The following is a 23,481-nucleotide window of genomic DNA, read 5'->3' as shown; positions in this document are numbered from 1 at the left end:
CGCGGAGGCCGTCGGCGACGGCCCGGCCCCGTTCGAGGAGTATGTGCGCCACCAGGGGCGCTATTTCCCCGACATCATGCGGATCATGGGGCTGCCTCCCCGAGATGGAGGAGCCCTTCGTCCGCGAGAGCTACCGGCTCGCCCACCGCGTCGAGGTCTTCGACGGCGTCGTCGAACTCCTGCTCACGCTGCGGGTACGCGGCCTGCGGCTGGCCGTGGCCACCGGCAAGAGCGGCGACCGTGCCCGCTCCCTCCTCGACGGCCTCGGCCTGCTGCCGTTCTTCGCGCACGTCATCGGCTCCGACGAGGTGGCCCGGCCCAAGCCGGCACCGGACATCGTGCGACGCGCCCTGGAACTGCTGGACGTGCCGCCCGAGCAGGCCATCATGGTCGGTGACGCGCCCACCGACCTGGCCAGCGCCCGCGACGCCGGTGTCGCCTCCGCCGCCGCCCTGTGGGTCGGCCCCGACGAGGCGGAACTGCTCGCCGCCGGACCCGACGCGGTCCTGCGCCGCCCCCTGGACCTGCTCGCCCTGTGCCCCGCCGTGCCGGGCGAATGACCGTGCGCGCTCCTGCGGATCAGCGGCCCGGCGCCGGGCCGGCGCCGGGCCGGCTCGGCGTCGACATCGGCGGCACCAAGGTCGCCTTCCGGGCCGAGACCGATGACGGACGCGTCGAGGAGTCCACCTTTACCTGGGGGCCGCACCGCGACGCCGACCGGGACCTGGCCGAACTCGCCGCACACATAGAGGGGTTGCCCGCCCTCACGGACGTACGGGTCGTCGGCGTGGCCGTGCCGGCCACCGTCGGCCCCGGCGAACGGATCACCGCCTGGCCCAGCCGCCCGGCTTGGACCGGCCTCGCCCTGGGCCCGGCGCTGCGGAAGCTGTTCCCCGGGGCGGCCGTCGCCTGGGCGGACGACGGCGACCTCGGCGCCCTCGCCGAAGCGGATGCCGCCGGCTGCCCCCACCTGCTCTACGTCGGCGTCGGCACCGGCGTCGGCGGCGGACTCGTGCTCAACGGCACCCTGTGCCCCGGGCCCGGCCGGGGCTCCTTCGAGATCGGCCACCTCGTCGTCGACCAGGACGGCCCCGGGTGCGTCTGCGGACGCCGGGGCTGCCTCCAGGCAACCGCCTCCGGACCGGCCACCCTCGCCCACGCCGCCCGGCTGCGCGGCGCGCCCGTCACCTTCGACGCCCTGCGGGACGGCCTGCGCGACCACCTGCCCTGGGCCGAGGCCGCCCTGGACCGGACGGCCCGCGCCCTCGCCACGGCCATCGCCGGCGTCGGCGAACTCGTCCACCCCGAACGCGCCCTGCTGGGCGGCGGCTTCGCCGCGGGCATCCCCGCCCTGCTCGACACGGTCGCCACCCACCTGACGGCCTTGGACCGCCCCGGCCACCCCACGCCACCCCTCACCCCGGCCCGCCTGGGCGGCCTGTCCTCTCTGCGCGGCGCACTGCTCCTCGCCCGTCAGCTATGACCCGCCGGCCGTCCCGCGCCCTCGTCGCGCGACGCCGGCTCGCCCCGCCCCGAGGGCGGGGCGTCGTGCCGACGCCCCGCCGGCCCGTCCCGGTCAGTTCACCCCCGCCGTGACGGCCCGGGCCGGGGTGGTCAGGGCGGCGCGCAGGTCGTCCACGAGGGCGGTCACCGCCGCGGGGTCGCCCGCCGCGCCGAAGACGTGGTAGTCGGGGCGGACCAGCAGCGCGGTCGCGCCGTACCGTTCGAGCCAGGCGCGCAGCACACCGTCGGTGTCCACCGCGTCCACGACACCGGCCGTGCCGTTCACCGTTCCGTCGTACGGGCCTGTCGCCGGCCACAGCCGTACGACCGGGGCGCCGAGGTCCCGCAGGAAGGACAGCCGGTCCGGGTCGAGGCCCGGCTCCGTCCCGGCGCGGGTGAGCAGGACGAAACCGCCGCCCACGACACCGTCCAGCGGCTCGCCGCCGGCCGGCCGGTGCAGCCGGCCGTCCGGCAGGACCTCGCCCGCCGGGGGCACGCGGCTCTCCGCGCCGGCGCCCGCCGGGCGGTGCAGCAGACCGCAGGTGATCGGCCGCGCCGGATCCGGCCGGCCCGGCCCCCGCCCGCGCCGGTTCGCCAGCACCGTCGCGTCGCGCTCCGCCGCGGCAGCCGTGTCCGTCACACAGATCAGCCGCCCTAGCTGCACCGACGCCAGGATGGACTCGCGGACCTGCGTCCGGCGTTCCTCGGTGTAGGTGTCGAGGAGGGACTCCGGGGAGGTCCCGCGCAGCACCAGGTCCAGCCGCCAGGCCAGGTTGACCACGTCCCGTACCCCCGAGCACATGCCCTGCCCCGCGAACGGCGGCATCAGATGCGCCGCGTCCCCGGCCAGCAGCACATGCCCCTTCCGCCAGGTGTCGGCCCACCGCGCCTGGAAGATGTACGTGGTGCTGCGCAGCAGCCGCGCGGTCCGCGGAGTGACCCCGAACGGCGCCAGCAGCCGCCACGCGGTCTCCTCCCGGTTCAGGTCGGCCGCCCGCTCGCCCGGCAGCCGCATGAACTCCCAGCGCCGGTGCCCCGGCCCGCTCCCGACCAGTGTGGTGGGCCGGGCCGGATCGCAGATCTGCACGTTGGTCGGCACGAACTCCCGTGGCTCACGCAGTTCCACATCGCACAGCAGCCACTCGTAGGAGAAGCCGAGGTCGGTGACGGACACGCCCATCCGGTCGCGGACGAAGCTGTTGGCGCCGTCGCAGCCGACCACCCACCCCGCGGGGAACGTCTCGGCCGTCCCGTCCTCGTCCTCGGCGGTCACCGTCACCCCCGCCGGGGAGTCGGCGATGTCCACCACCTGCCGGCCGCGCAGCACCGTGATGCCCGGCAGTTGTCCGGCGCGGGCGGTGAGCAGTTCCTCCAGGGCGGGCTGGTGCATGGTGTTGGCGTCCGGCCAGCCGTACGGGCCTCGCGTGCTGAACTCGATGTCCAGCAGCGGCTTCCCGTCCGCCGTGCGCCACTGGTACCCGGTGCCCGGCTCGGTGATCCGGCCCAGTTCACCGCCGATGCCGGTGCCGGCCAGCAGCCGTGCGGTCTCGCCGTCGAAGCTCGTCGCCCGGGGCAGCGTGTACGGCCGGCGCCGGCGTTCGAGGACCGTCACCCGCCAGCCGCGCCGCGCCAGCAGCAGGGACAGCACCGAGCCGACGGGCCCGTACCCGACGACCACCACGTCCGTCCCCGGCCCGCCCCCCGGTGAACCACCGACCGCCGCGGCGTCGTTCGGTGACACGACGGGCCGTGACGCGTCGCGCGGTGACGCCTCGTGCGGTGACGCCCCGGACGGTGACGCATCGGACATGGAAACCCCCTCGGTGCTGCCTGGCTGACGGGCCTGCTCGGGTGACTCGTGGCGAGCGTACGGTCCGGGCGGCCGGCACCGGCCGGAATCCGCCTCGGGCTATCAGGTTGAGGGATACCGGCCCCGGCCCGCCCCGGCCTACGCTGCCGCACGTCCCGCCCGGACGCTGGTCCCCGACGTGAAAGCGAGCCCTTCGGCATGCCTGGAGCAACCGTGCAGTTCGAGAAGTGGATCAGCGTCTTCCGCCCCTCGCCGGACAGCGCGGTACGCCTCGTCTGCCTGCCGCACGCCGGCGGCTCGGCGAGCTTCTTCTTCCCCGTCGCCACGGCCCTCGCCCCCGCGGTGGAGGTCCTGGCCGTCCAGTACCCGGGCCGGCAGACGCGTCGGCAGGAACCCGGCATCGACAACATCCCCGAGTACGCCGACCAGATCTTCGCGGCGCTGCGCCACCTGGACGACCGGCCGCTCGCCCTGTTCGGGCACAGCATGGGCGCGGTGCTCGCCTACGAGGTCGCGCTGCGCATGCGGGACGCCCGACTGCCCTCCCCGGTACGGTTGTTCGCCTCCGGCCGGCGCGCCCCCTCCCGCTACCGCGACGAGCACGTGCACATGGCCGGCGACGAGGAGGTGCTGGCGGAACTGCGCGCCCTCAGCGGCCCGAACCAGGCGATCCTGGCCGACCCCGAGGTGCTGGCGATGTTCCTCCCGGCGATCCGCAGCGACTACACCGCCATCGAACGCTACCGGCACGAACCGGGCCGGCTGCTCGACTGCCCGGTGACCGTCCTCACCGGCGACAGCGACCCCAGGACGACGCTCGACGAGGCACGCGCCTGGGAGGAGCACACCACCGGCCCGACCGACCTGCATGTCTTCTCCGGCGGCCACTTCTTCCACGTCGAGCGGAGCGCCGAGGTTCTCACGCTCCTGACCCGCAACCTGAGCGGACGGGGTGCCGACACCGCTCACTGATCCCCACCGCCCCTGCCGACGAGGGAAAACGCCCGTGACGCTCGCCAACCCGGTGCCCACCATGGCCCCGCACGCACTCCTGGTCTTCCTCCTCCAACTCGCCTTCCTGCTGCTGTTCGCGTTCGTCCTGGGCCGGCTCGCCGAACGGCTGCGCATGCCCGCGGTCGTGGGTGAGCTGTGCGCCGGCATGCTCCTCGGCCCGTCCGTGCTGCACCATCTGCTGCCCGCCTTCTCCGACTGGCTGCTGCCCCGCCAGCCCGAGCCGATGCACCTGCTGGACGCGACCGGGCAGCTCGGCGTGCTCCTCCTCGTCGGAGTCACCGGCGCCGAGCTGAACTTCGGCCTGGTCCGCAAGCGGGGGGCCACCGCCGTCCGGGTCAGCGTCGCCGGACTCCTGCTGCCGCTCGGACTCGGCATCGCCACCGGCTTCGCGCTGCGCGGTGTCCTCATGCCGGCCGGCGTCGACTCCCCGGTCTTCGCGCTCTTCCTCGGCGTGGCGATGTGCGTCACCGCCATCCCGGTGATCGCCAAGACGCTGTTCGACATGAAGCTGCTGCACCGCGACATCGGCCAGTTGATCCTGTCCGCCGGCGTCGTGGACGACATCGTCGGCTGGTTCCTGCTCTCCGTGGTCTCCGCGATGGCCACCGCCGGACTGACCGCGGGAGTCGTGACGACCTCCGTGCTCTACCCGGTCGGCGTCGTGCTGTTCGCCGTGCTGATCGGCCGCCCGCTGGTGGGTGCCGTGCTGCGCCGGGCGGGGCGCGCCCAGGGCCCCGGGCCCACCGTCATGACGGTCGTGATCCTGGTCGTCCTCGGTGCCGCGGCCACCCAGGCCATGAAGCTCGAGGCGATCTTCGGCGCCTTCGTCTGCGGTGTGCTGGTCGGCACCAGCAAGGACCTGGACCGGGAGAAGCTGGAACCGCTGAAGACCACTGTGCTGGCCTTCCTCGCCCCGCTGTTCTTCGCCACCGCCGGGCTGCGGATGGACCTCACCGGCCTGCGCCACCCGGACGTCCTCGCCGCCGCCTGCGCCGTACTGGCCGTCGCCGTCCTCGGCAAGTTCGCCGGTGCCTTCCTCGGCGCCCGGCTCAGCCGCCTCAACCGCTGGGAGGCGCTCGCCCTCGGCGCCGGCATGAACGCCCGCGGCGTGGTCGAGGTCGTCGTGGCGATGACCGGCCTGCGCCTGGGCGTCCTGGACACCGACTCGTACACCATCATCGTCCTCGTCGCGATCGTGACCTCGGTGATGGCACCGCCCATCCTCCGGGTCGCCATGGACCGCGCCGAGAAGCTCGCCGAGGCCGGACTCGTCCTCGCGGACCGGGACGCGGACGGCCCCCGGCCGCCGCACGGCTCCGGCCGGCCCGGCGCGCCGCACAGCGACGCGCCCAACAGTGAGGTGACCCCATGAACACCCTGCTCCTGCTGAACGGACCGAACCTGGGCATCCTGGGCCGGCGCGAACCCGAGATCTACGGCACCGACACCCTCGCCGACATCGAGAAGGCCGTCGCCGCGGAGGTGAGCGACGCGGGCTGGGAGGTGCTCTCCCTCCAGCACGACTCGGAGGGCGACCTGGTCCGCGACATCCACCGGCACCACTCCGACACCGTCGGCGCCATCGTCAACCCGGGTGCGCTGATGATCGCCGGCTGGAGCCTGCGCGACGCGCTCGCCGCCTACCCGCGGCCCTGGATCGAGGTCCACCTCAGCAACGTGTGGGCGCGCGAGCGGTTCCGGCACGAGTCCGTGATCGCCCCGCTGGCCTCCGGCGTCGTGGCCGGCCTCGGCCCGATGGGCTACCGGCTGGCCGCGGCCGCCCTGCTGGAGCTGGCCGGGGGAGAGCGCTGACGACCGCCGGGCCGGCCCCCGGCCGCGCCCGCACCTGACCGCCACCGCGTGTCGAAAGGACCCCGCTCATGAAGCTCGCACTGCACGAGGCCGGCGACGGAGACCGGTCGGCGCTGCTCGTCCACGGCGTGATGTCGTCGGCGGACACCTGGCGCCGGGTGGCCCCGCTGCTCACCGCCCGCGGTTACCGAGTGATCATGCCCGACCTGCGCGGCCACGGCGACAGCCCGCACGCCGACGAGTACACGCCCGAGCTGCTCGCCGCCGACCTGGTCGAGTCCGTCCCGGCCGGCGTCGACCTCGCCGTCGCCCACTCCTTCGGTGCGCCCGTGCTCGCTCTCGCGGTGCCCGGCCTGCGCCCGGCCCGCGTCGTCTACAGCGACCCCGCGTGGCGGCTCGGCGCCCGATCGGTCGACGAGGTGCGGGAGTTCGCGCAGGCCACCAAGTCGGCCACCGCCGAGAGCATCCGCCAGCTCTGCCCGCGCTGGCTCCCCGAGGACATCGAGGCCGAACTCGCCGGATACGCCCGCTGGGACGTCCGGGCCATCGAGTGGCTCCAGAGCGACAGGGACCTCATCCCCGCCCGCGCCGAGGTGCCCTCACTCGTCCAGGGCGCCGGCGACCACCACCTCGTACCGGACGAGCTGGCGGAGCGGCTGCGCGAGCGCGGTTTCGAGGTGGTGTACGTGCCGGACACGGGTCACTGCATCCACCGGGACGACGTCGACGGCTTCCTCAAGTCGTTGGAAGGCTGGCTCTGACGGCCTGTGTTACGTTGATCCAATGGACGCTGCCGGTCAGGTCACACGGGCGGAAACGGGTTCTCCCTCCACCGGTGACGCACCACCACCCGCGTTACACGGCTCGTTCTCGCTCGACCTGGACTTCACGGTGGCGCGGGCCGAGGTCTTCCGGGGCTTCGCCGACCCGTCCGTGCGGCGGCGCTGGTTCCGCCTCCCCGGCAGTTCCTCCACCGCCGAGCACGAGCTGGACTTCCGGGTCGGCGGTGGCGAGAGCGCCCGGAACGTCTTCGTCAACGGCGACACCGAGGAACACCTCGCCTACCGCTCGCGGTTCGTGGACATCGTGCCGGACTCCCGCATCCTGTACGTCTACGAGGCGGAGGTCGACGGCAGGCGCCGCTGGGTCTCCCTGGTCACCGTCGAACTGGCCGACGACCCCATCGGATCCCGCCTGACCTGGACCGAGCAGTTCACCTGGCTCGTCCCCACCGGCGACGGCACCCAGGACCTCGCCCATCTGCGCGGCGGCACCCGGCTCCAGCTCAACGGCCTGACCGCCGCGGTGAATCCCGACCGTCACCGCGGCCTGCGCAGGGCCACGACCTCGGTCAGCAGGGACCGCTGACGTCCACGAGCAGCCACGGCGCCGGGCCGGTGCCGTCGCTCCAGGCGTCCAGGGCCGCGCGGTTCAGGCACAGTATCCCGCACTGCTCGGCGTACTCGACGGCCGGCGCCGTGAAGTCGCTGGTGGTGACGAGGACCGCGACATCGGCCTCGTGCACGGTGTAGCAGGTACCGCCGAAGCGCTGGAGGTCCTGCGAGCCGACGCGGTTCGCATCGCCGTACCGTTTGCACTGGACGACCATCCGCCGCCCGTCCGGTGCCATGGCCAGCACGTCGGCGCCCAAGTCGCCCGCGCCGCCCACGACTTCCACGGCCGTACAGCCGTCCCGTTCACACAGCGCGGCCACGGCCTGCTCGAACTCGTCGGCGTCGAGGGCGCCGTAGTCGACGGTGTCAGGGGCGGGGAGGAGGGCGGGGGAGGGGAGATCGCGGTCCGCCTCGGCCTGCCGGGGCACGAACGCGGCCGGGACCTCGGGCGCGGGCGCCCGCAGCTCCTCCAGCGCCGTGTGTGCCGCCTCCTCCAGCGCCACGGCGGCCCGCTGAGCGGTCCGCGCCGGGGACAGGCGGCGCCGCCGGCGTCGCAGCGCCAGCCCGGCGGACACCGCCAGCAGACACAGGACGGCCACCCAGACAGGGCGCCGCTCGGCGGCCGAGGCCGCTGTCCGGGCGGCGAATCCCAGGACGCACAGGGCGAGGGCGAGGACCGCGAAGAACAGGGCGGTCACGCGCAGATCGAACGGCCGGCGAGTCCAACCGGTGGGACGGCTCATGCGGCGTACGGGCATGGTCACGGTGGTGACGCCCCTCTCTCCCGGCTGGATACGAAGATCACCAAGCACGTGTGCCCGCGATCCGCCGGTTCATCAACCCCCGTGACGCCCGAGCGCGTTACGGACTTCGGGCTGATCAGACTGACGCCCTTCGGGCTCAGCGGCTCACGGCGGTCTCCCGCTCGACCCGTGACAGCTTCTCAGGATCGCGCACGGCGCGGAGCCCGGTGCTGAGGCCGTCGTCGACGCGCACCGGCAGGACGGTGTCGGGCATGCGAGACCGGTCGGGCGGCGGGCCGCCCGACCGGTCTCGTGCCCCGCTCAGGGGGCGTCACCGTCATGCGAGAGGGGTGGGCCGGCAGTGCCGTGCCCAGCCGACCGGATCAGACCGGACGGATGTTCTCCGCCTGGGGACCCTTCTGGCCCTGGGTGACGTCGAACTCCACCTTCTGGCCCTCCTGGAGCTCACGGTAACCCTGGGTGGCGATGTTCGAGTAGTGGGCGAAGACGTCGGGGCCACCGCCGTCCTGCTCGATGAAGCCGAAGCCCTTCTCGCTGTTGAACCACTTGACCGTACCGCTGGCCATCACTGTCTCCTTCGAGCGAACCGGGCCCGCGTTCTCGGGCCCCGGCAGGAGCCGCCCTGGTTCGGAAAGACGCTGAACAGCAAGAACGCCCGTGGTTTGCGATCACGGGCGAACGGGACTTCGGAACCACGACTGCTGGATTCCGACGCTACACCCGAGTCCCGTCCGCCGCCACCGCAAAGCGCCGACGCGCGTGTTGACGAACCGGACGGCCCCGTCCCGGGCCGACGTGCGGAGGCCGACCCCCTGTGCGCACGATGCACCTGTCGGCCGGCCCGGCACGACGGGTGCCGAGGCCGAAGCCCTCAGGACGGCAAGGAGACCGCCATGGCGAGCATCAGCCCGATCGACCTCCAGAAGGCCCTGAAGGGCGCCAACTACCCGGCCAGCCGGGACGACCTCGTCACGCTGGCCAAGGGCAACGGCGCGGACGACACCCTCGTCGAGAAACTGTCCGACGCCCCGACGGACGAGTTCGACGGTCCCAACGACGTCCAGAAGGCCGTGTTCGACAACGAGTAGTCCGCGCGGCCGTCCGGCCGGACGGGTGGTCCCGCCGGCCCCGGCGGTTGCCCTGCGCCCCACCGGGAACCCGCCCGCACTGTGCGCGGACAACTGCCGGGAACACCCCCGGACACACGCCGAAGACTGTTGCTGACCGGATGGTTCAGCTTCCTGCACGGCGAGGTGACCGCCGGGGACGTGCTGGCCCTGGACCGGGTCCGGGACGTGCTGGGGCGCGCGGGCGTCGCTCACGACGTCGCCTGGAGTCCCGGCTTCCGTCCCGGGGCCCTCCATCTGGAGGACGTGCGCCCGGAGGACTACTCCCACCTCGTCTTCGTCTGCGGCCCTCTGCACGGCCGGCAGATCGAGGAACTCCACCGGAGGTTCGCGCACTGCGTACGGATCGCCGTCGGAACCTCCGTGATCGCCCCGGACGGCCCCGCCGTGACCGGCTTCCACCGGGTACTGGCCCGGGACGCCGGCAACGCCGAGCCCGGCCGGGATCTGGCCGCCCGTGCCCCCGCGCTCCCGCCGCGGCCGGTCGTCGGCGTGGTGCTCACCCACGGCCAGCACGAGTACGGGCGGCAGCGGCGGCACGGCCAGGTCGCCGAGCAGGTCACCCACTGGCTCGCGGCCAAGGACTGCGCCCGGCTGGAGATCGACACCCGCCTCGACATCCGCGACTGGCGTCTGTGTGCGACGCCCGCCCAGTTGGAGGCCGTCCTCACACGGCTGGACCTCGTCGTCACGGACCGCCTGCACGGACTGGTCCTCGCGCTGCGCGCGGGCGTACCGGCACTGGCCGTCGACCCGGTCGAGGGCGGGGCGAAGGTCACCGCGCAGGCACGGGCCTGCGACTGGCCGGCCCTGCTGCCCGCGGAACGGCTGGACGAACCCCGGCTCGAACGCTGGTGGCAGTGGTGCCTGACCGCCGGGCGGGTGACCGCGGGCCAGATCGCCGCCGAGTTCCGCGCGGGCGTCGTCGGAGACGGCGCCGACCGCCTCCTGGAGGCACTGCGGACCCCCGTCGCCGACCGGGCCGGTCAGGCCGGGTGGTGAAAGTGCTGGTCACAGGGGCCCGGCGGTTCCCGTCGTCCGACAGGCGGCTGTGCTCTCGGGACCCTCCGGACGGGTGACAGTGTCGACGGCTGCGTGGCTGTCGCGGGCTCCGCCGCCATTTCCGCTCCCACCCTCCGAGATCACGGCACTGGATTATTGTGCACGTTCCGTGCTTATCTAATTACGCAACGTCACTATTTCGAAGGGGTCCGTCCATGAGCGAGCCGCAGGCCACCGAGCAGCAGATCCGCGAAGCCCTCGCCGCCGCGCCCATCATCCTGGCCCCCGGCCCCAAGGAGCAGCCCACCCGGACTCCGCCGGTCCCGAGCGATGTGTGGGACCTCCCGGGCGGCACCGCCTGGGTCTACTACGCCGAGGGCGGCGACCGGCTGACCAAGCCCGTGATCGCCGCTGACGGGTTCAACATGGGGCCGAGCAGCATCGACATGCTGTGGCAGGGCCTGGACTGGGGGGAGTACGCCTTCTTCAGCGAGCTGCGCCGCCGCGGGCATGACGTCGTCGTCCTCGGCTTCCACGAGCGCAGCGCCGCGATCCAGCGGAACGCGGATGCCGCGATCGAAGCGATCACGCGCGCCGGCGCCATGCGCCAGGGTGACCACCGGCTCGCCGTCGGCGGCTTCAGCATGGGCGGCCTCGTCACCCGCTACGCCCTCACCAAGATGGAGTCCCAGCGGATCGACCACCAGACCGGCCTCTACTGGTCGTACGACACCCCGCACCGCGGCGCCTGGATCCCCCTCGGCCTTCAGGCCTTCGCGCACTACTCGCGGGACCTCAATGACGGCTTCTCCCGCCAGATCAACAGCCCGGCCGCCCGGCAGTTGCTGGCCCGGCACCTCGATGCGTGGGACGGCAAGCCCCGCGTGGACGAACTGCGCGAACAGCTCCTCGCCGAGCTGGACCGGATGGGCGACTGGCCCGCGATCCCCTTGAAGATCGGCGTCGCCAACGGTGTCGGAACCGGTCAGGGCAACGGCATCAAGCCCGGCGAACACGCGGTCGACGGCAAGGGCCTGGCGATCCTGGGCACCGACCTCTACGCCCAGCGCGGCGGCGACAACCAGCTCGTCGCGAACCTGCGGCTGGTGACCCTGCCGCCGGCCAAGGAAGTACGGACCGACGACCTGCCCGAGATCGACGGGGCCCCCGGCGGCACTCTGGAGGGCTTCGGCATCCTGGCCGACAGGCTCAACGAGCAGCCGCCCATCCTCGGGCTCAGGACCGAGGCCCATATCCGGCACCACTCGTTCGTGCCTTCCGTCAGTGCCGTCGCCGTCCGCGACGTGATGACCGACGCCGACCTGTACGTCGAAATCGACGGCCTCGAACCGGAGACGAGCGACCTCGACGACTTCAGGCTCGCCTCGCAGAACCAGCCGCATACGCTGATGACCACGGAGCTCGGTGGCTGGATCATCGAGCAGATCGAGAACCTGGGCTAGGGTCTGCTGGAGAAATGCTGGTCACAGCCACTCGTTGGGGACTGCGACCAGCACGCTCGCCTCGTGGCGGACGGTGAGCCTGTCGCATCTCGTGGCCACGGCCCGGTGGCGCTCGGCCCGGTACCGTTCCGGCCCATCAAGCCGGCGAGCACCGGTCCGGGACCGCCACCGTATGCCGTCCATCGACTGCCGTCGCGTCCACATCGGCGGACGGCCCGGCCGACCGGCCGTTTGCCCCAGGGCCCGCAGGGGACCCGGCCGGCACAGGGGGCGTTGATCGTGCCCGAGCCCGGAGGGAGGCGTGCCGAGTCACGTGGGCCGGCCCGGATTCCATGCGGCGGCGGTCGCCGTACAGTGCTGAACTCTCCTCGCCTGCCTGCGCCGTGCGCGCTCCCGCACCCGGGGACAGCGCGGCCGAGGCCCCCGCAGGTCTGCGCAAACAGGTGTTTACAGGGCGCGATGGAGGCAAGTCGGTCCCGTGTCGTCGTACAGGATTCGTCGTACGGAAAAGGAGTCGTCATGACCGTTCCCGAGGAGAACCGGCCGAAGACCGGGTCGACCGATGAGGTCCTGCGGGACACGGACGCCACCAACCGGCCCGCCGCGGGCGCGACGGGCCGGACGGTCGAGGAGGCACTGGAGGAGGCGGGGATCAGCCCCGACGACTTCGAGGAGAAGTAAGCGCCGACGGAGGGGAAAGCGTGCATCTGTCCTCCCCGCGACCGCTCTTCCACCATCCCGGCCCGTACGCCACCGCCTGCTTCGTCCCGGCCCACAGCGACGGGTCGGGCGCCGAGGAGCCCGCCCCGGCCGGCCACGGCAGCCCGTGCGTACCGGTCCCCGGTGAGGGCGTCGCCCACGGCGGGTGGGGCGGACATCGCCGCACCGCGGCCCGCCGGCCGAGCACCGTCACCCCGCGGGCCGGCGCGGCGGGGGGTGTCGCGCGCCGGGCCCGGACCCGTTGAGCCGCTGGGACAGCCACGAGTTCACGGCCGCCGCCGGCACCCGCGTCCACGCCGCCGCGCTCGGGCCGTACGACGCCCCCGAGGTGGTGTGCGTCCACGGCCTCGGCTGCTCCTACCGCTACTGGCTGCCGTTCGCCCGGGCGCTCGCGCCGCGGACCAGGACCGTCGCAGTGGACCTGCCCGGCTTCGGCCGTACCCCCGGGCCGGACCAGGCCCTCGACGTGCGGCAGCTCTCCCTCGCACTGGCCGACTGGCTCCGCGCCACCGGCCGTGGACCGACGGCGCTCGTGGCCAACTCGATCGGCTGTCAGATCGTCGTCGACCTCGCCGTCCACGCACCCGAACTGGTGGGGCCCGTGGTGCTCAACGGGCCGACCTTCGACCGGGGCGCCCGCTCGCTGCTGACCCAGGCGGCCCGACTGCTGCGGGACGTCCCGTGGGAGCGACCGTCCCTCGCACCACCGCTGATCACGAGCTACGCCGAATGCGGCGCGCGCCGCGCCCTGCACACATGCCTGTACGCGCTGCGCGACCCCGTGGAGGACAAGCTGCACCGGCTGCGCACGCCCGCGGTGGTGGCCCGCGGGACGAGGGACCCCATCGTGCCGGAGGCATGGGCCAGGGAGCTCACCGCACTGCTTCCCCAGGGCCGTCTGGTCTCCGTACCGGGAGCCGGGCACGCCATGAACTTCTCGGCACCGGAGGCACTCGCCCGTATCACCCTCGACCTGCTGCGCGGGACGGGGTGGGGCGGGACGAGCGGGGCTGCCGGCACGTCGCCGTGAAGCCGGCGCGCCGGGCCGCCGCGCTCACCGGTTCTCCTGCCCCGCGACGCCGGGCCAGTCGGCGGTCATGGCGTCGGGCACCCCTGCCAGCGCCGCGCTGTCGGTCGTGGCATCGACTCGGGGGCCGAGCCATTCGCACAACAGGATCGTGGCGTCGTCCCGCAGCCGGCTGTGGTGCAGATGCGCCTGGATGAGCCGGCGCAGGGTCTCCGGGACGGACAGGCCGTCGATGTGATGGCGGACCAGGAAGTCGACGAAGCGGGCGAGCCCGAACTCCTCACCGCCGGGGACCCGGGCCTCGGTGATGCCGTCGGTGTACAGGACGAGGCGGTCACCGGGCTGGAGCTGCTCGCGGCAGAGCGTGCTCGGCAGCCGCAGATCGGTTCCCAGGGGATGCGCCGGCGGACACCGCAGCAGGGTGGACCAGCGCCCGTCCCGGATCACGACAGGCGGATGGTGGCCGCGGTTGACCCAGGTCAGCATGCCGGTTGAGGTGTCGAGGTCGGCGAGGACGCCGGTGACGAAGCGGCTCCGGCCGAACTGTTCGATCAGCACCCGCTCGATGGCGTCACCGAGATCGCCCAGGCCCGTTCCCTGCCTGCGGTGGTTGCGGCAGGCGCCCATGGCGAGGGCGGCGGTGAGACCGGCCGAGGTGTCGTGTCCCATGGCGTCGAAGATCGACAGATGGACGACGTCGGCGGCGGTGGCGTAGTCGTAGGCGTCCCCGCTCACCTCGTACGCGGGCTCCATCACGGCACCGATGACCACCCGGCTGTCGGCGTAGGTGCGGGGCGGCATCAGCGTCCACTGCATCTCCGCGGCGATGTTCATGGGCCGGATACGGGTCAGCCGGGCGTAGGAGTCACTGGTGTCCCGGCTGCCGGCCACCAGCATGGCGACCAGGGAGGCCAGCGCCAGCATGTCCTGGCGGACGTCCTCCCCGTCCTCGGCGGAGGCCAGATGCAGCACGCCGAGGCGTTCGGTGCCGTCCAGGAGCGGCAGCCACCATCCCGGGACCCCGTCCCCGGTGTCGGCGGCGGGCACGACGCGCCCGTACTGGAAGGCACGTCCGGCGACCGTCCCCTCCACGGACAGCACCGCCTTGCCCTCGGGCGCGCCCGCGTGGGCGTCCAGACCTCTGCCGGTGAGCAGCCGCAGGGCGTCGCGCCGCAGGTCGCCCAGGTAGATGAGCACGTGGGAGAAGCCGGCCGTCGCGGCGTGCTCGGCGACCCGTGACGGCAGGCGTTCGAACGAGAGCACATGACTCTCGGCCAGCAGCCCCGCCAGCATGCACCGCACCGCTCGGTCTCGCTCTGTCACGGCACACCTCCCTACGTCCCACCGGGTCCTGATATGTGCGCCCCCTCACCGCTGGCGAACGCCTCGTCGGCCCGGCAGTGCTGCCTGCCCATGATCACGTCGATCGCCTGGTCGATGACTGCGCGGGACTCCGTCGCGGTGTGCACTTCGTCGGCGTACTGCCGCGCGTCGGCGAGGCGCTGCGCGAGGGCGATGGCTCCGGTGGCCTGCGCGGCGAGCGCGCGCAGACCGGTGAGATCGGCGTCGGCGAAGCCGGGCACCTTCTGCGAGTACAGGTTGAGCGCGCCGGCCGTGTGGATGTGGGTGGCGATCGGCAGCGAGAGCGACGAGCGGATCCCGCAGGCGGCTGCGTAGGCCGGATACGGACCCCAGCGGTCCTCGTCCAGCATGTCCGTCACGAGGATCTCCTCGCCGGTGCGCAGCGCCTGGAGACAGGGCCCGTCGTCCTGCCCGTACTGGGCCTCGTCCAGGTCCGAGGCGCCGGCGCCGGAGCCGGCCACGGTCAGGTGTCGCCCCTGCCGCTCCAGGGTGATCCCGGCCCCCTGGGCGGCGGGCGCCAGGACCTGCGCCCGGTCCGCGAGCACCTCGAGGAAACGTTCCACGGAGTCGGTGCTCAGGAGGAGGGAGGCGACGTCGGGAGGTAGAGGCGGCTGTTCGGTCATGATGCTGTGTCCTTCCGGACCCGTGCCCGAGGGTCGGCATCGTGTGCGCCGCCGGGACCACGGGGATCCACCCCGAGGCGACACCTCCGGCGCAACCGGCCGGCCCGCCTCGGAGGAACGGAAGTTACGGCCTTGCGTCTCCCAGTATCCCCGCATTCCCGGCCCCGGGGTCCGGCCCCGCCGGCACACATCCGGCGGTCGGCATGAATCCGGGTGGCCGGTAGGCGCCAGGGCGGCCGGTATGCACGCACCCGTTCCGTCCGGTATACGTCCGGTCCGGACGGAGGCCGTCTGGGAGGCCGTGCGCCGGGGCGAGGCGCGCCTGCTGTACCTGTCGCCGGCGCAACTGGCCAAGGAGGAGGTGGCGGAGCGACTGGCAGAGGCGCGACCGGCCCTGTTCGTGGTCGACGAGGCCCAGTGCGTGTCGTCTTGGGGCCACGACTTCCGCCCTGACTACCTGCGCCTGGACCAGGCGGTACGCCGGGTGGGCAGGCCGCCTCTGCTCGCGCTGACCGCCACCGCCGCGCTGCCCGTGCGCAAGGAGATCGCCGAGCGGCTCGGCATGCGCCGGCCACGGCGTCTGGTGACCGGCTTCGACCGGCCGAACATCCGGCTGGAGGTCCGCCGCTTCCTCGACGACGACGACCGGCGCCGGGTCGTGGTGGAGCGGGCAGCCGCCGAGCCCAAGCCGGGCATCGTCTACGCCGCGACCCGTAAGGACAGCGAGTACTACGCCGCGGAACTCGCCTCCCTGGGCCTGGCCGCCGAGGCCTACCACGCCGGCCTGCGGCCCCCGAACGCGCCCGCATCCACGACGCCTTCCTCTCCGGCACGGCGGACGTCGTCGTGGCGACCTCGGCGTTCGGCATGGGGATCGACAAGGAGGACGTGCGGTTCGTCCTCCACGCCTCGCTCCCGGGGTCCCTGGACGCCTACTACCAGGAGATCGGCCGCGGCGGCAGGGACGGCCGCCCGTCTCTCGCCGTACTGCACTACCGGCCGGAGGACACGGGCATGCAGACCTACTTCGCCGGCCGCGCCCCGAGCCACGACGTCCTGTCCGAGGTGGCCGACGCCGTCCACGACCACGGGGACGACCCCGCCGACCTGGACGAGCTGCGCAGGGAGACCGGCCTGTCCCGGAACCGGGTCACCGCGGCGGTGAACCTGCTGGAGGAGGCCGACGCCGTCACCACGGGGGAGGAGGGCGAGGTCCTCCCGGCCCCCGAGCTGTCTCCCGCTGAGGCGGCCGAGCGGGCCGCGCAGACCGCGCAGGCGCATCGCCTGACCGACCGGACGCGGGTCGAGATGGCCCGGGCGTACGCCGAGACGACCGGTTGCAGACGGGACTTCCTGCTCGGCTACTTCGGTGAGGACTACGCGGCGCCGTGCGGGAACTGGGACATCTGCGAGGAGGAGGACGCGGAGCAGGAGCAGGAGCGGCCCGCCCACCCCGTGGCGGCGTCCTACCCCGTCGGGACGGAGGTACGGCACGGGCAGTGGGGCGAGGGCACGGTGCTCAGCGAGGACCAGGACCGCATCACCGTCCTGTTCGACCAGGCCGGATACCGCACGCTGGCCCTGGAGGCGGTGGCCGGGCGCGACGACCTGCTCACGGTGGTGCGCAGGCCGGGTGAGGACCGCTCCGCGGGCTGACGCACGACCGTTTCCGGTGGCCGCGCCAGGGAACCCGGCGGCAACCCGACGCCGAGGGGAGTGAGGAACATGACCGACCAGGACGATCACCGTGAGGACCGCTTCGACCGGGCGCGCAGCCCGGAGGAACCCGGAGCACACTCGGGCTCGGAGAGCCAGGCGCAGGAGCGGGTCATACCGGGCACGGCCAGCGCGAAGGAGGGCTACCAGACGGAACGCGGCACGACGGCGGGCAAGCCCCTGGAGGGTGTCGAGGCCGAGGATCACCCCGAGAGGGACCAGGACGCCGAGGACGGCGGACCGTCCGTTTAGGCCCTCGCGGGCCGGCGGTCAGTCAGGGCCTTCGGGAAGGTAGTAGGTCTGCCTCAGGAAGGCGGCCATGTCCTGGAGCGCCTGGGTGTACCCGGCTCTGTAGCGCGCGTCGGTGTCCGTGCGCCGGCTCTCGGCCTCCACCCACGCGTCCAGCCGCAGGGCGATGAGCAGATGGTTGCGGTACAGGGCGCCGTGTCTCCCGCCGAGGGCGGCCAGCGCACGCCCCTCGTCCCAGTCCTCGAGGCCACGGGTGTCGAAGGCGAGCAGCTCTTCGAACGGCTCTTCGTCCGGCTGCGGCACGGTGGTCCTCCTCGCTCGGAGTCCGCTGCCACGAGTACCCAGAGGTCCGGCACGGGCGAGGGGTGAGTGACCGCTCGGACGCAGGTACCGATACGGTCGGTGCAACCAGCCACGTGTCAGATCGCGTGAGAGGTCGGGGGACGGGTTGACGTTTTCCGGGTAAGCGGCTGGATGATGAAAGACGCTTCGGAAGTGAGGCGACTGTATGCACCTGTCTGAGGACGGTGAAGGCCGGCGGTCACGGCAGGATGCCGTCGGCTCGGTGTCCGCTGCCTTCGAGGGGAGCGAGGGCATCGCAGCGGCACGTGACCTGGCCCGTTCCTTCCTGTCCGATGTGCAGGCCGTGCACGGGTTGCCGGTGTCCGGCCGCGCGATGAGCATGGTGCAACTGGTGGTGAGCGAGCTGGTGACCAACGCCCGCAAGTACGCCCCCGGCCCCTGCCTGCTGACACTGACGGTCGAGGACGGCGCGGTCCAGGTGAGCGTGTGGGACAGCGCCCCGACGCTCCCGGCGGTCCTGGCCCCCGACCCGGACCGCATCGGGCAGCACGGCCTGGAGATCGTGATGGCGGTCAGCCAGAGCTTCGCCGTCCGCCGCGAGCCGATGGGCAAACGCGTCACGGCGACGGTCGTACTGGCCGACGATCCGGACGGAGGCGCGGCGGGCCGCCAGATGATGTAGCGGGGTCCGCTGTGAGAGAACCGACCCGACCCTGTCTCTTTGGTGGGCTCGTCAGTTGATCAGATGCGCCTGTCCGATCAGTGGCCGTGCGGGACAGCGAGAGCCCTCCGAACGGGACCGTGCCGCCCTCGCGGAGCGTCTCCAGCACAGTCGCTCGCTGCGCGCGCACCACCGCGTCCTGCATCCAGGGGCCCCAGACGTCGGGCTTCTCGTAGAACTCCGTGATTCGCACGGCCCCCTGGCCTTGAGCGCTTGCCGAGTAGACGCATTTGGTCGGCGCGGGGCGGCCGTTGATGACCAGTTGGATGATCTCCTGCTGGAGGCGCAGGGAGTCCCAGCGCAGGGCGACCGGTTCGCCGCCGGACGGACGTATTCTCCACGCCGGTTGCCGGCCGGCCCGGTGGCCGGCGTCCATGGTCGGCCGGCCGTGCTGTACGTCAGCGGCGAGGCCGGAAGGCGATGAGTTCACCTGCCGGACCAGGCGCCGATGCCGGTTTCGCCCGGACGGGCGGGGAGCCGGGGCGGTGTCAGTGGAGCCGGTTACCGTACCGGTCATGTCTGATGCTCCTCGGGATCACGGCCCACGAGAACTGGCCCTGGTGTGGGAAAGGCCGCCGGGCCGGGTGCGGCCTTCGGCGACGTCGCGTGGGTTCGGGGACGGTTTGGGTGTGGCGGTCGTCGTGCCCGTGGGGGAGAACCGCGTCCTGCTGGCCGCGTCAGGCGACGACGAAGAAGCCGACGTGGTGCGGCTGTGGGACCCGGTGACCGGCGAACAGATCGGTGGCGGGCCCATCACCGGCCGCGGGCTGCGTCCCGTTGCTGGCCACCGCCCATGGCCAACTCGTGGGCGAACTCACCGGCGGACCGATGGCCGCTGTCGTCCCGTCGGATGGGCATCCCCTGCTGGCCGTCGCCAGGCGGGGCGCGGTCGCGCTGTGGGATCCGCTGACCTGCCGATGGGCGGGCTCCCGTCTCCTTGAGCGACCGATCAAGGCCCTGGCCGGGGTCGGGTCGAATCTGGTCGTCGGATGTACCGACGGCCTCGGCGTCGTCGACGTCGTCGGCTGACACACCTGGGGCCACGGCGGACCGGAGAGAGGGAGGGAGCGGGGTCGCGCGCCGCGGCTGCGATGCCCTTCCCCTACCGCTTCGCGGTGGCCTGGTGGGCGAGGAACCTCCACGTGCCGTCGACCCGGGCCCACACTCCTAACGAGCGGTTCACCAATTCCCTTCGTGTTCCGCCGGCGGTCATGTCGACGCGCATTTCTCCGATCACCACGGCGGTGTCACCGACCACCGTCACACTCTCAACGAGGTGATCGATCCGGTGGTACGCGTAATAGGTGCTCTCGCATTTCTCGATGAATGAATCGAGCGTATCGAGGGTGCCGCTCGAGTGCGTGTAGGCGAGTTCGGGATGAGCGAGGTCGGCGAAGCCGTGGAAGTCGCGTTCCACGATGGTTTCGAAACGGCGCTTCTCCAGCTCGCAGATGACGTCCGCGTCGGTTGCGGTCACGGTTCTCCTCACCTCGGGCCCCGGCGTCGTCGCCGTGTCAGTCTGCCCGTCCATCCGGCTGCCCGTCCTGCGTATTTCGGCCTAGTCCTATCTGCTGACCGTCGTCCCGCCGGACAAGCAGAAAAGGCGACGCTGTCCGACTTTCTCCCTCCTAGGATTCCGTGGCAGGAATGTCCTGTCACTCGAAGGGAAGCCCCGGTGCTGAAGCGAGTTCTCCTTTCCGAGACCGATCTGCCCGACCGTTGGTACAACATCCATCCCGATCTGCCGGCTCCGCTCCCCGGTCCGCTCAACCCGCTGACCATGGCCCCGCTGCAGCCGGGTGACCTGGCCGATCTGCTTCCGCGGAAAGTCATCGAGCACGAGTTCACGCAGGAGCGCTGGGTGGAGATCCCGGAGCGGGTGCGGGACGTGTACAAGATCTGGCGGCCCTCCCCGCTGGTCCGGGCGGAGCGTCTGGAACGCGCGCTCGACACTCCGGCGCACATCTACTTCAAGTTCGAGGGCGTGTCCCCGTCGGGCTCCCACAAGCCGAACACCGCCGTCGTCCAGGCGTACTACGCCGCCGAGGAGGGTGTCCGCCGGCTGACGACGGAGACCGGGGCAGGCCAGTGGGGCTCCGCGCTGTCGTTCGCCGGTGCGCTGTTCGGGCTCGAGGTGAACGTCTACATGGTCCGGGCGTCCTTCGAGCAGAAGCCCTACCGCAAGTCGCTGATGCGGAGCTGGGGCGCCGAGGTCTACTCCTCGCCCACGGAGCGGACCGAAGCCGGGCGCCGGATCCTGGCCAAGGACCCGGACTCGCCCGGCAGCATCGGCATCGCCATCAGTGAGGCCGTGGCCGACGCGATGAGCCGGGACGACACCAAGTTCGCGCTGGGCTCCATCATGAACAACGTGCTGCTGCACCAGACCGTGATCGGTCTGGAGGCGAAGAAGCAGATGGAGATCATGGGGGAGTACCCCGACGTCGTGATCGGATGCGTCGGCGGCGGCTCCAACTACGCCGGGCTCGCCTACCCGTTCATGCAGGACCGGCTCAGCGGCGAGCGCCCGCGGACCCGGTTCGTCGCCGCCGAGCCCGATGCCTGCCCCACCCTCACCCGGGGCAAGCTGGCCTACGACTACCCGGACACCGCGGGCCTGACCCCGCCGCTGTACATGCACACCCTCGGACACGACTTCATCCCCGGCTCCATCCACGCCGGCGGCCTGCGTTACCACGGTGACGCGCCCAGCCTGTGCCTGCTCAAGGAGCACGGTCTGGTGGAGGCCCGGGCGTTCCCGCAGACGGATGTCTTCGACGCGGCGGTGACCTTCGCGCGGAGCGAGGGCTTCGTCATAGCTCCCGAGTCGTCGCACGGGTTGAAGGCGGCGATCGTGGAGGCTCTGGCCGCTCGTGCGGCCGGACAGGAGCGGGTAGTGCTGTTCAACATCTCCGGGCACGGCAACTTCGACCTGGCCGCCTTCGACTCCTACCTGGCCGGGACGATGGAGAACCCGACGGTCACGAACGAGCAGATCGCGGAGAGTCTGAGCGTCCTCCCGTCGCCTGCCTCCTCGGTCTGAGGAGGCCGTGGTGGTGACGACCCGTCCCGAGTTGCGGGGCACCTTCGGCGCGGTGTCCTCGACCCACTGGCTGGCCTCGGCGGCGGGCATGGCCACGCTGGAGGCCGGCGGGAACGCCTTCGACGCCGCCGTCGCCGCCGGCTTCGTCCTGCAGGTGGTCGAACCCCATCTGAACGGGCCCGGCGGCGATGTGCCGATTCTCCTCTTCGACGCCGCCTCGGGCCGCGCCCAGGTGATCTGCGGACAGGGCCCGATGCCGCAGGCGGCCACGCCTGCGGCGTTCCGGGCGCTCGGCCTGTCCCGGATCCCCGGCTCGGGGCTGCTTCCGGCCACCGTCCCCGGGGCGTTCGGGGCCTGGCTGAGGCTGTTGGAGGAGCACGGCACGATGCGCCTCGGTCAGGTTCTCCACCACGCCATCGGCTATGCGGCGGACGGCTACCCGGTGCTGCCGAAGGCCGCCGAGGCCATCGCGGTCCTGGCGGAACTGTTCCGTGGCGAGTGGGCGGAGTCCGGCCGCACCTACCTGGTGGACGGCGCCCCGCCCCGCCCGCGTTCCCGGCTGCGCAACCCGGCGCTGGCCGCGACCTACCGGCGGATCCTCAAGGAGGCCGAGGCCGCCGGACCCGGCCGCGAACAGCAGATACGCGCCGCCCACCAGGCGTTCTACGGCGGCTTCGTCGCCGAGAGCATCGACGCCCATCTGCGTGGCACCGACGTACTGGACGCGACCGGACGGCGTCACCGCGGACTGCTCACCGGCGACGACATGGCCCGCTGGGAGCCGCGTACGGAGGCCACGGTGAGCCGCCACTACCGAGGTCTGGAGGTGCACAAGCCGGGCCCGTGGTCGCAGGGCCCGGTCTTCCTCCAGCAGCTCGCCCTGCTGGAGGGGTTCGACCTCGGGGCGATGGGCCTGGACAGCGCCGACCATCTGCACACCGTGATCGAGTGCGCCAAGCTGGCCTACGCAGATCGCGAAGCCTGGTACGGCGACCCGGACTTCACCGACGTACCCCTGGCCGCGCTCCTGGCCGACGACTACACCGACGACCGCCGCCGGCTCGTCGGAGACCTGGCCTCCGCTACCCTGCGCCCCGGCGCTCCGGCGGGCCGGCCACCGCGCATCCTGCCGCCGGACCGGGCGGATCCACCCGTCGGACCGTACTGGCAGGGGCAGTTGTACGACGGGCTGCCCACGGTGGTCCCCCCTGTCGTGGCGGCGACCGAGGCACGCGGCGACACCTGTTGTCTGACGGTCACCGACCGGCACGGCAACATGGTGGCCGCCACTCCCAGCGGCGGCTGGCTGAAGAGTTCCCCCGTGGTCCCCGGTCTCGGCTTCCCGCTGGGTACGAGGGGTCAGATGGCCTGGCTGGAGGAGGGGCACCCCAACTCCCTGGCACCGGGGAAGCGGCCCCGTACGACGCTGAGTCCCACTCTCGTCGTCCAGGAGGGCCGCGCGCGCCTGGCGTTCGGCACACCGGGCGGAGACCAGCAGGACCAGTGGACGCTGGGCTTCTTCCTGGCGCACGTCGACTTCGGACTCGATCCGCAACGTGCCGTCGAGACCCTCGCCTTCCACTCCGAGCACGTCCCGTCCTCGTTCACGCCCCGCACGCACCGGCCGCTCACCGTCCGGATCGAGAGCCGTCGCCCGGACGAGGTCGCCTCGGACCTGACCCGCCGCGGGCACACTCTCGTGTCCGTTCCGGACTGGTCGCTGGGCAAGGTGTGCGCCGTGGGCGTCGAACCGGGCGACGGCCTGCTGCTCGCCGCCGCTTCGCCGCGCGGCGAGCAGGCGTACGCGATCGCTCGATGAACCACCCTG

26 protein-coding genes and 1 pseudogene are annotated in these 23,481 nt (G+C 72.5%); 19 read left to right on the top strand and 8 right to left on the bottom strand.

The genetic code is table 11. From position 1 onward, the window contains the following. The first annotated feature begins 104 nt into the window (after positions 1-104). Together D9753_RS04165 and D9753_RS04160 are read left to right on the top strand one after the other, a co-directional pair. Positions 105-560 (top strand): HAD-IA family hydrolase, encoded by a 456-nt coding sequence (locus D9753_RS04165; protein ID WP_338057958.1) that lies wholly within the window; start codon positions 105-107, stop codon positions 558-560. A gap of 2 nt (positions 561-562) precedes the next feature. Then, positions 563-1,483, top strand: a complete 921-nt coding sequence (locus D9753_RS04160; RefSeq protein WP_240468033.1) for an ROK family protein — start codon at positions 563-565, stop codon at positions 1,481-1,483. A gap of 93 nt (positions 1,484-1,576) precedes the next feature. Here the strand turns inward: D9753_RS04160 and mhpA are convergent, their stop codons facing one another. After that, a complete protein-coding gene (gene mhpA / locus D9753_RS04155) occupies positions 1,577-3,184 on the bottom strand; it encodes a bifunctional 3-(3-hydroxy-phenyl)propionate/3-hydroxycinnamic acid hydroxylase MhpA (RefSeq protein WP_240468032.1) in 1,608 nt (535 codons plus the stop codon). 327 nt (positions 3,185-3,511) lie between these two features. Between mhpA and D9753_RS04150 the strand changes: the two genes are divergently transcribed. From D9753_RS04150 to D9753_RS04130, 5 genes are all read left to right on the top strand, one after another. Further along, positions 3,512-4,285, top strand: coding sequence for a thioesterase II family protein (locus D9753_RS04150; RefSeq protein WP_121785758.1), 774 nt, complete (start codon positions 3,512-3,514; stop codon positions 4,283-4,285). A 34-nt stretch (positions 4,286-4,319) separates the two neighbouring features. Then, positions 4,320-5,699, top strand: a complete 1,380-nt coding sequence (locus tag D9753_RS04145; protein ID WP_240468031.1) for a cation:proton antiporter — start codon at positions 4,320-4,322, stop codon at positions 5,697-5,699. Beyond that, positions 5,696-6,139 (top strand): type II 3-dehydroquinate dehydratase, encoded by a 444-nt coding sequence (locus D9753_RS04140; protein ID WP_121785757.1) that lies wholly within the window; start codon positions 5,696-5,698, stop codon positions 6,137-6,139. Before D9753_RS04145 ends, D9753_RS04140 begins: the two co-directional genes overlap by 4 nt. A gap of 68 nt (positions 6,140-6,207) precedes the next feature. Beyond that, positions 6,208-6,900, top strand: coding sequence for an alpha/beta fold hydrolase (locus D9753_RS04135; RefSeq protein WP_121785756.1), 693 nt, complete (start codon positions 6,208-6,210; stop codon positions 6,898-6,900). 22 nt (positions 6,901-6,922) lie between these two features. Continuing rightward, complete coding sequence (locus tag D9753_RS04130; protein ID WP_121785755.1) at positions 6,923-7,507, top strand: SRPBCC domain-containing protein; 585 nt, start codon at positions 6,923-6,925, stop codon at positions 7,505-7,507. Here D9753_RS04130 and D9753_RS04125 read toward each other — a convergent pair. The 3 genes and pseudogenes from D9753_RS04125 to D9753_RS04115 form a co-directional block, all read right to left on the bottom strand. After that, entirely contained in the window at positions 7,491-8,276 is a 786-nt protein-coding gene (locus D9753_RS04125) for a restriction endonuclease (protein ID WP_240468030.1), read from the bottom strand. The genes D9753_RS04130 and D9753_RS04125 overlap by 17 nt on opposite strands. 157 nt (positions 8,277-8,433) lie before the next feature. Then, positions 8,434-8,544 (bottom strand): annotated as a pseudogene (locus D9753_RS04120) (RNA polymerase subunit sigma-24); the annotation flags it as partial. 115 nt (positions 8,545-8,659) lie between these two features. Beyond that, a complete protein-coding gene (locus D9753_RS04115) occupies positions 8,660-8,863 on the bottom strand; it encodes a cold-shock protein (protein WP_121785754.1) in 204 nt (67 codons plus the stop codon). Positions 8,864-9,190: 327 nt separating this feature from the next. On the opposite strand from D9753_RS04115, the gene D9753_RS04110 reads away from it, so the two are divergent. The 6 genes from D9753_RS04110 to D9753_RS04085 all read left to right on the top strand — a co-directional run bounded on the left by D9753_RS04110 (position 9,191) and on the right by D9753_RS04085 (position 13,639). Then, positions 9,191-9,385, top strand: a complete 195-nt coding sequence (locus D9753_RS04110; protein WP_121785753.1) for a DUF2795 domain-containing protein — start codon at positions 9,191-9,193, stop codon at positions 9,383-9,385. Positions 9,386-9,517: 132 nt separating this feature from the next. Further along, positions 9,518-10,426, top strand: coding sequence for a polysaccharide pyruvyl transferase family protein (locus D9753_RS04105; protein ID WP_121790893.1), 909 nt, complete (start codon positions 9,518-9,520; stop codon positions 10,424-10,426). 215 nt (positions 10,427-10,641) lie between these two features. Continuing rightward, positions 10,642-11,889 (top strand): esterase/lipase family protein, encoded by a 1,248-nt coding sequence (locus D9753_RS04100; RefSeq protein ID WP_121785752.1) that lies wholly within the window; start codon positions 10,642-10,644, stop codon positions 11,887-11,889. A gap of 519 nt (positions 11,890-12,408) precedes the next feature. Next, positions 12,409-12,570 (top strand): hypothetical protein, encoded by a 162-nt coding sequence (locus tag D9753_RS36350; protein ID WP_163010614.1) that lies wholly within the window; start codon positions 12,409-12,411, stop codon positions 12,568-12,570. Between the two features lie 20 nt (positions 12,571-12,590). Then, positions 12,591-12,854, top strand: a complete 264-nt coding sequence (locus D9753_RS36955) for a hypothetical protein (protein ID WP_205614048.1) — start codon at positions 12,591-12,593, stop codon at positions 12,852-12,854. Beyond that, the gene (locus tag D9753_RS04085) at positions 12,851-13,639 is read left to right on the top strand and encodes an alpha/beta fold hydrolase (RefSeq protein WP_121785751.1); all 789 of its coding nucleotides are present in this window, start codon (positions 12,851-12,853) and stop codon (positions 13,637-13,639) included. The genes D9753_RS36955 and D9753_RS04085 overlap by 4 nt, the downstream gene beginning before the upstream one ends. Before the next feature lie 24 nt (positions 13,640-13,663). Here D9753_RS04085 and D9753_RS04080 read toward each other — a convergent pair whose 3' ends face one another. Then, positions 13,664-14,929 carry a PP2C family protein-serine/threonine phosphatase gene (locus D9753_RS04080; protein ID WP_121790892.1) on the bottom strand — a complete coding sequence of 422 codons (1,266 nt, stop codon included), beginning with the start codon at positions 14,927-14,929 and terminating at the stop codon, positions 13,664-13,666. Positions 14,930-14,970: 41 nt separating this feature from the next. Further along, positions 14,971-15,621 carry a GAF and ANTAR domain-containing protein gene (locus D9753_RS04075; RefSeq protein ID WP_121785750.1) on the bottom strand — a complete coding sequence of 217 codons (651 nt, stop codon included), beginning with the start codon at positions 15,619-15,621 and terminating at the stop codon, positions 14,971-14,973. A gap of 846 nt (positions 15,622-16,467) precedes the next feature. Between D9753_RS04075 and D9753_RS37565 the strand changes: the two genes are divergently transcribed. Both D9753_RS37565 and D9753_RS04065 read left to right on the top strand, forming a co-directional pair. Beyond that, entirely contained in the window at positions 16,468-17,277 is an 810-nt protein-coding gene (locus tag D9753_RS37565; RefSeq protein WP_240468029.1) for a RecQ family zinc-binding domain-containing protein, read from the top strand. Positions 17,278-17,346: 69 nt separating this feature from the next. Next, positions 17,347-17,589: a hypothetical protein gene (locus D9753_RS04065; RefSeq protein WP_121785749.1), complete on the top strand. Its 243-nt coding sequence runs from the start codon at positions 17,347-17,349 to the stop codon at positions 17,587-17,589. An 18-nt stretch (positions 17,590-17,607) separates the two neighbouring features. Here the strand turns inward: D9753_RS04065 and D9753_RS04060 are convergent, their stop codons facing one another. Next, a complete protein-coding gene (locus tag D9753_RS04060; RefSeq protein WP_121785748.1) occupies positions 17,608-17,889 on the bottom strand; it encodes a hypothetical protein in 282 nt (93 codons plus the stop codon). A gap of 205 nt (positions 17,890-18,094) precedes the next feature. On the opposite strand from D9753_RS04060, the gene D9753_RS04055 reads away from it, so the two are divergent. Together D9753_RS04055 and D9753_RS04050 are read left to right on the top strand one after the other, a co-directional pair. Next, positions 18,095-18,571 carry an ATP-binding protein gene (locus D9753_RS04055; RefSeq protein WP_121785747.1) on the top strand — a complete coding sequence of 159 codons (477 nt, stop codon included), beginning with the start codon at positions 18,095-18,097 and terminating at the stop codon, positions 18,569-18,571. Positions 18,572-19,438: 867 nt separating this feature from the next. Continuing rightward, positions 19,439-19,639, top strand: coding sequence for a hypothetical protein (locus D9753_RS04050; RefSeq protein ID WP_121785746.1), 201 nt, complete (start codon positions 19,439-19,441; stop codon positions 19,637-19,639). Between the two features lie 73 nt (positions 19,640-19,712). On the opposite strand, the gene D9753_RS04045 is transcribed toward D9753_RS04050, so the two are convergent. Next, a complete protein-coding gene (locus tag D9753_RS04045) occupies positions 19,713-20,087 on the bottom strand; it encodes a nuclear transport factor 2 family protein (RefSeq protein ID WP_240468028.1) in 375 nt (124 codons plus the stop codon). Between the two features lie 198 nt (positions 20,088-20,285). On the opposite strand from D9753_RS04045, the gene D9753_RS04040 reads away from it, so the two are divergent. Continuing rightward, positions 20,286-21,653 (top strand): TrpB-like pyridoxal phosphate-dependent enzyme, encoded by a 1,368-nt coding sequence (locus D9753_RS04040; RefSeq protein WP_121785744.1) that lies wholly within the window; start codon positions 20,286-20,288, stop codon positions 21,651-21,653. A 13-nt stretch (positions 21,654-21,666) separates the two neighbouring features. Continuing rightward, the gene (locus tag D9753_RS04035) at positions 21,667-23,472 is read left to right on the top strand and encodes a gamma-glutamyltransferase family protein (protein ID WP_205614047.1); all 1,806 of its coding nucleotides are present in this window, start codon (positions 21,667-21,669) and stop codon (positions 23,470-23,472) included. The last annotated feature ends 9 nt before the right edge of the window (positions 23,473-23,481 follow it).

It is taken from the genome of Streptomyces dangxiongensis (assembly GCF_003675325.1).
Taxonomy (GTDB): Bacteria; Actinomycetota; Actinomycetes; order Streptomycetales; family Streptomycetaceae; genus Streptomyces; species Streptomyces dangxiongensis.
This window is presented reverse-complemented; position numbering and strand designations above follow the sequence as displayed.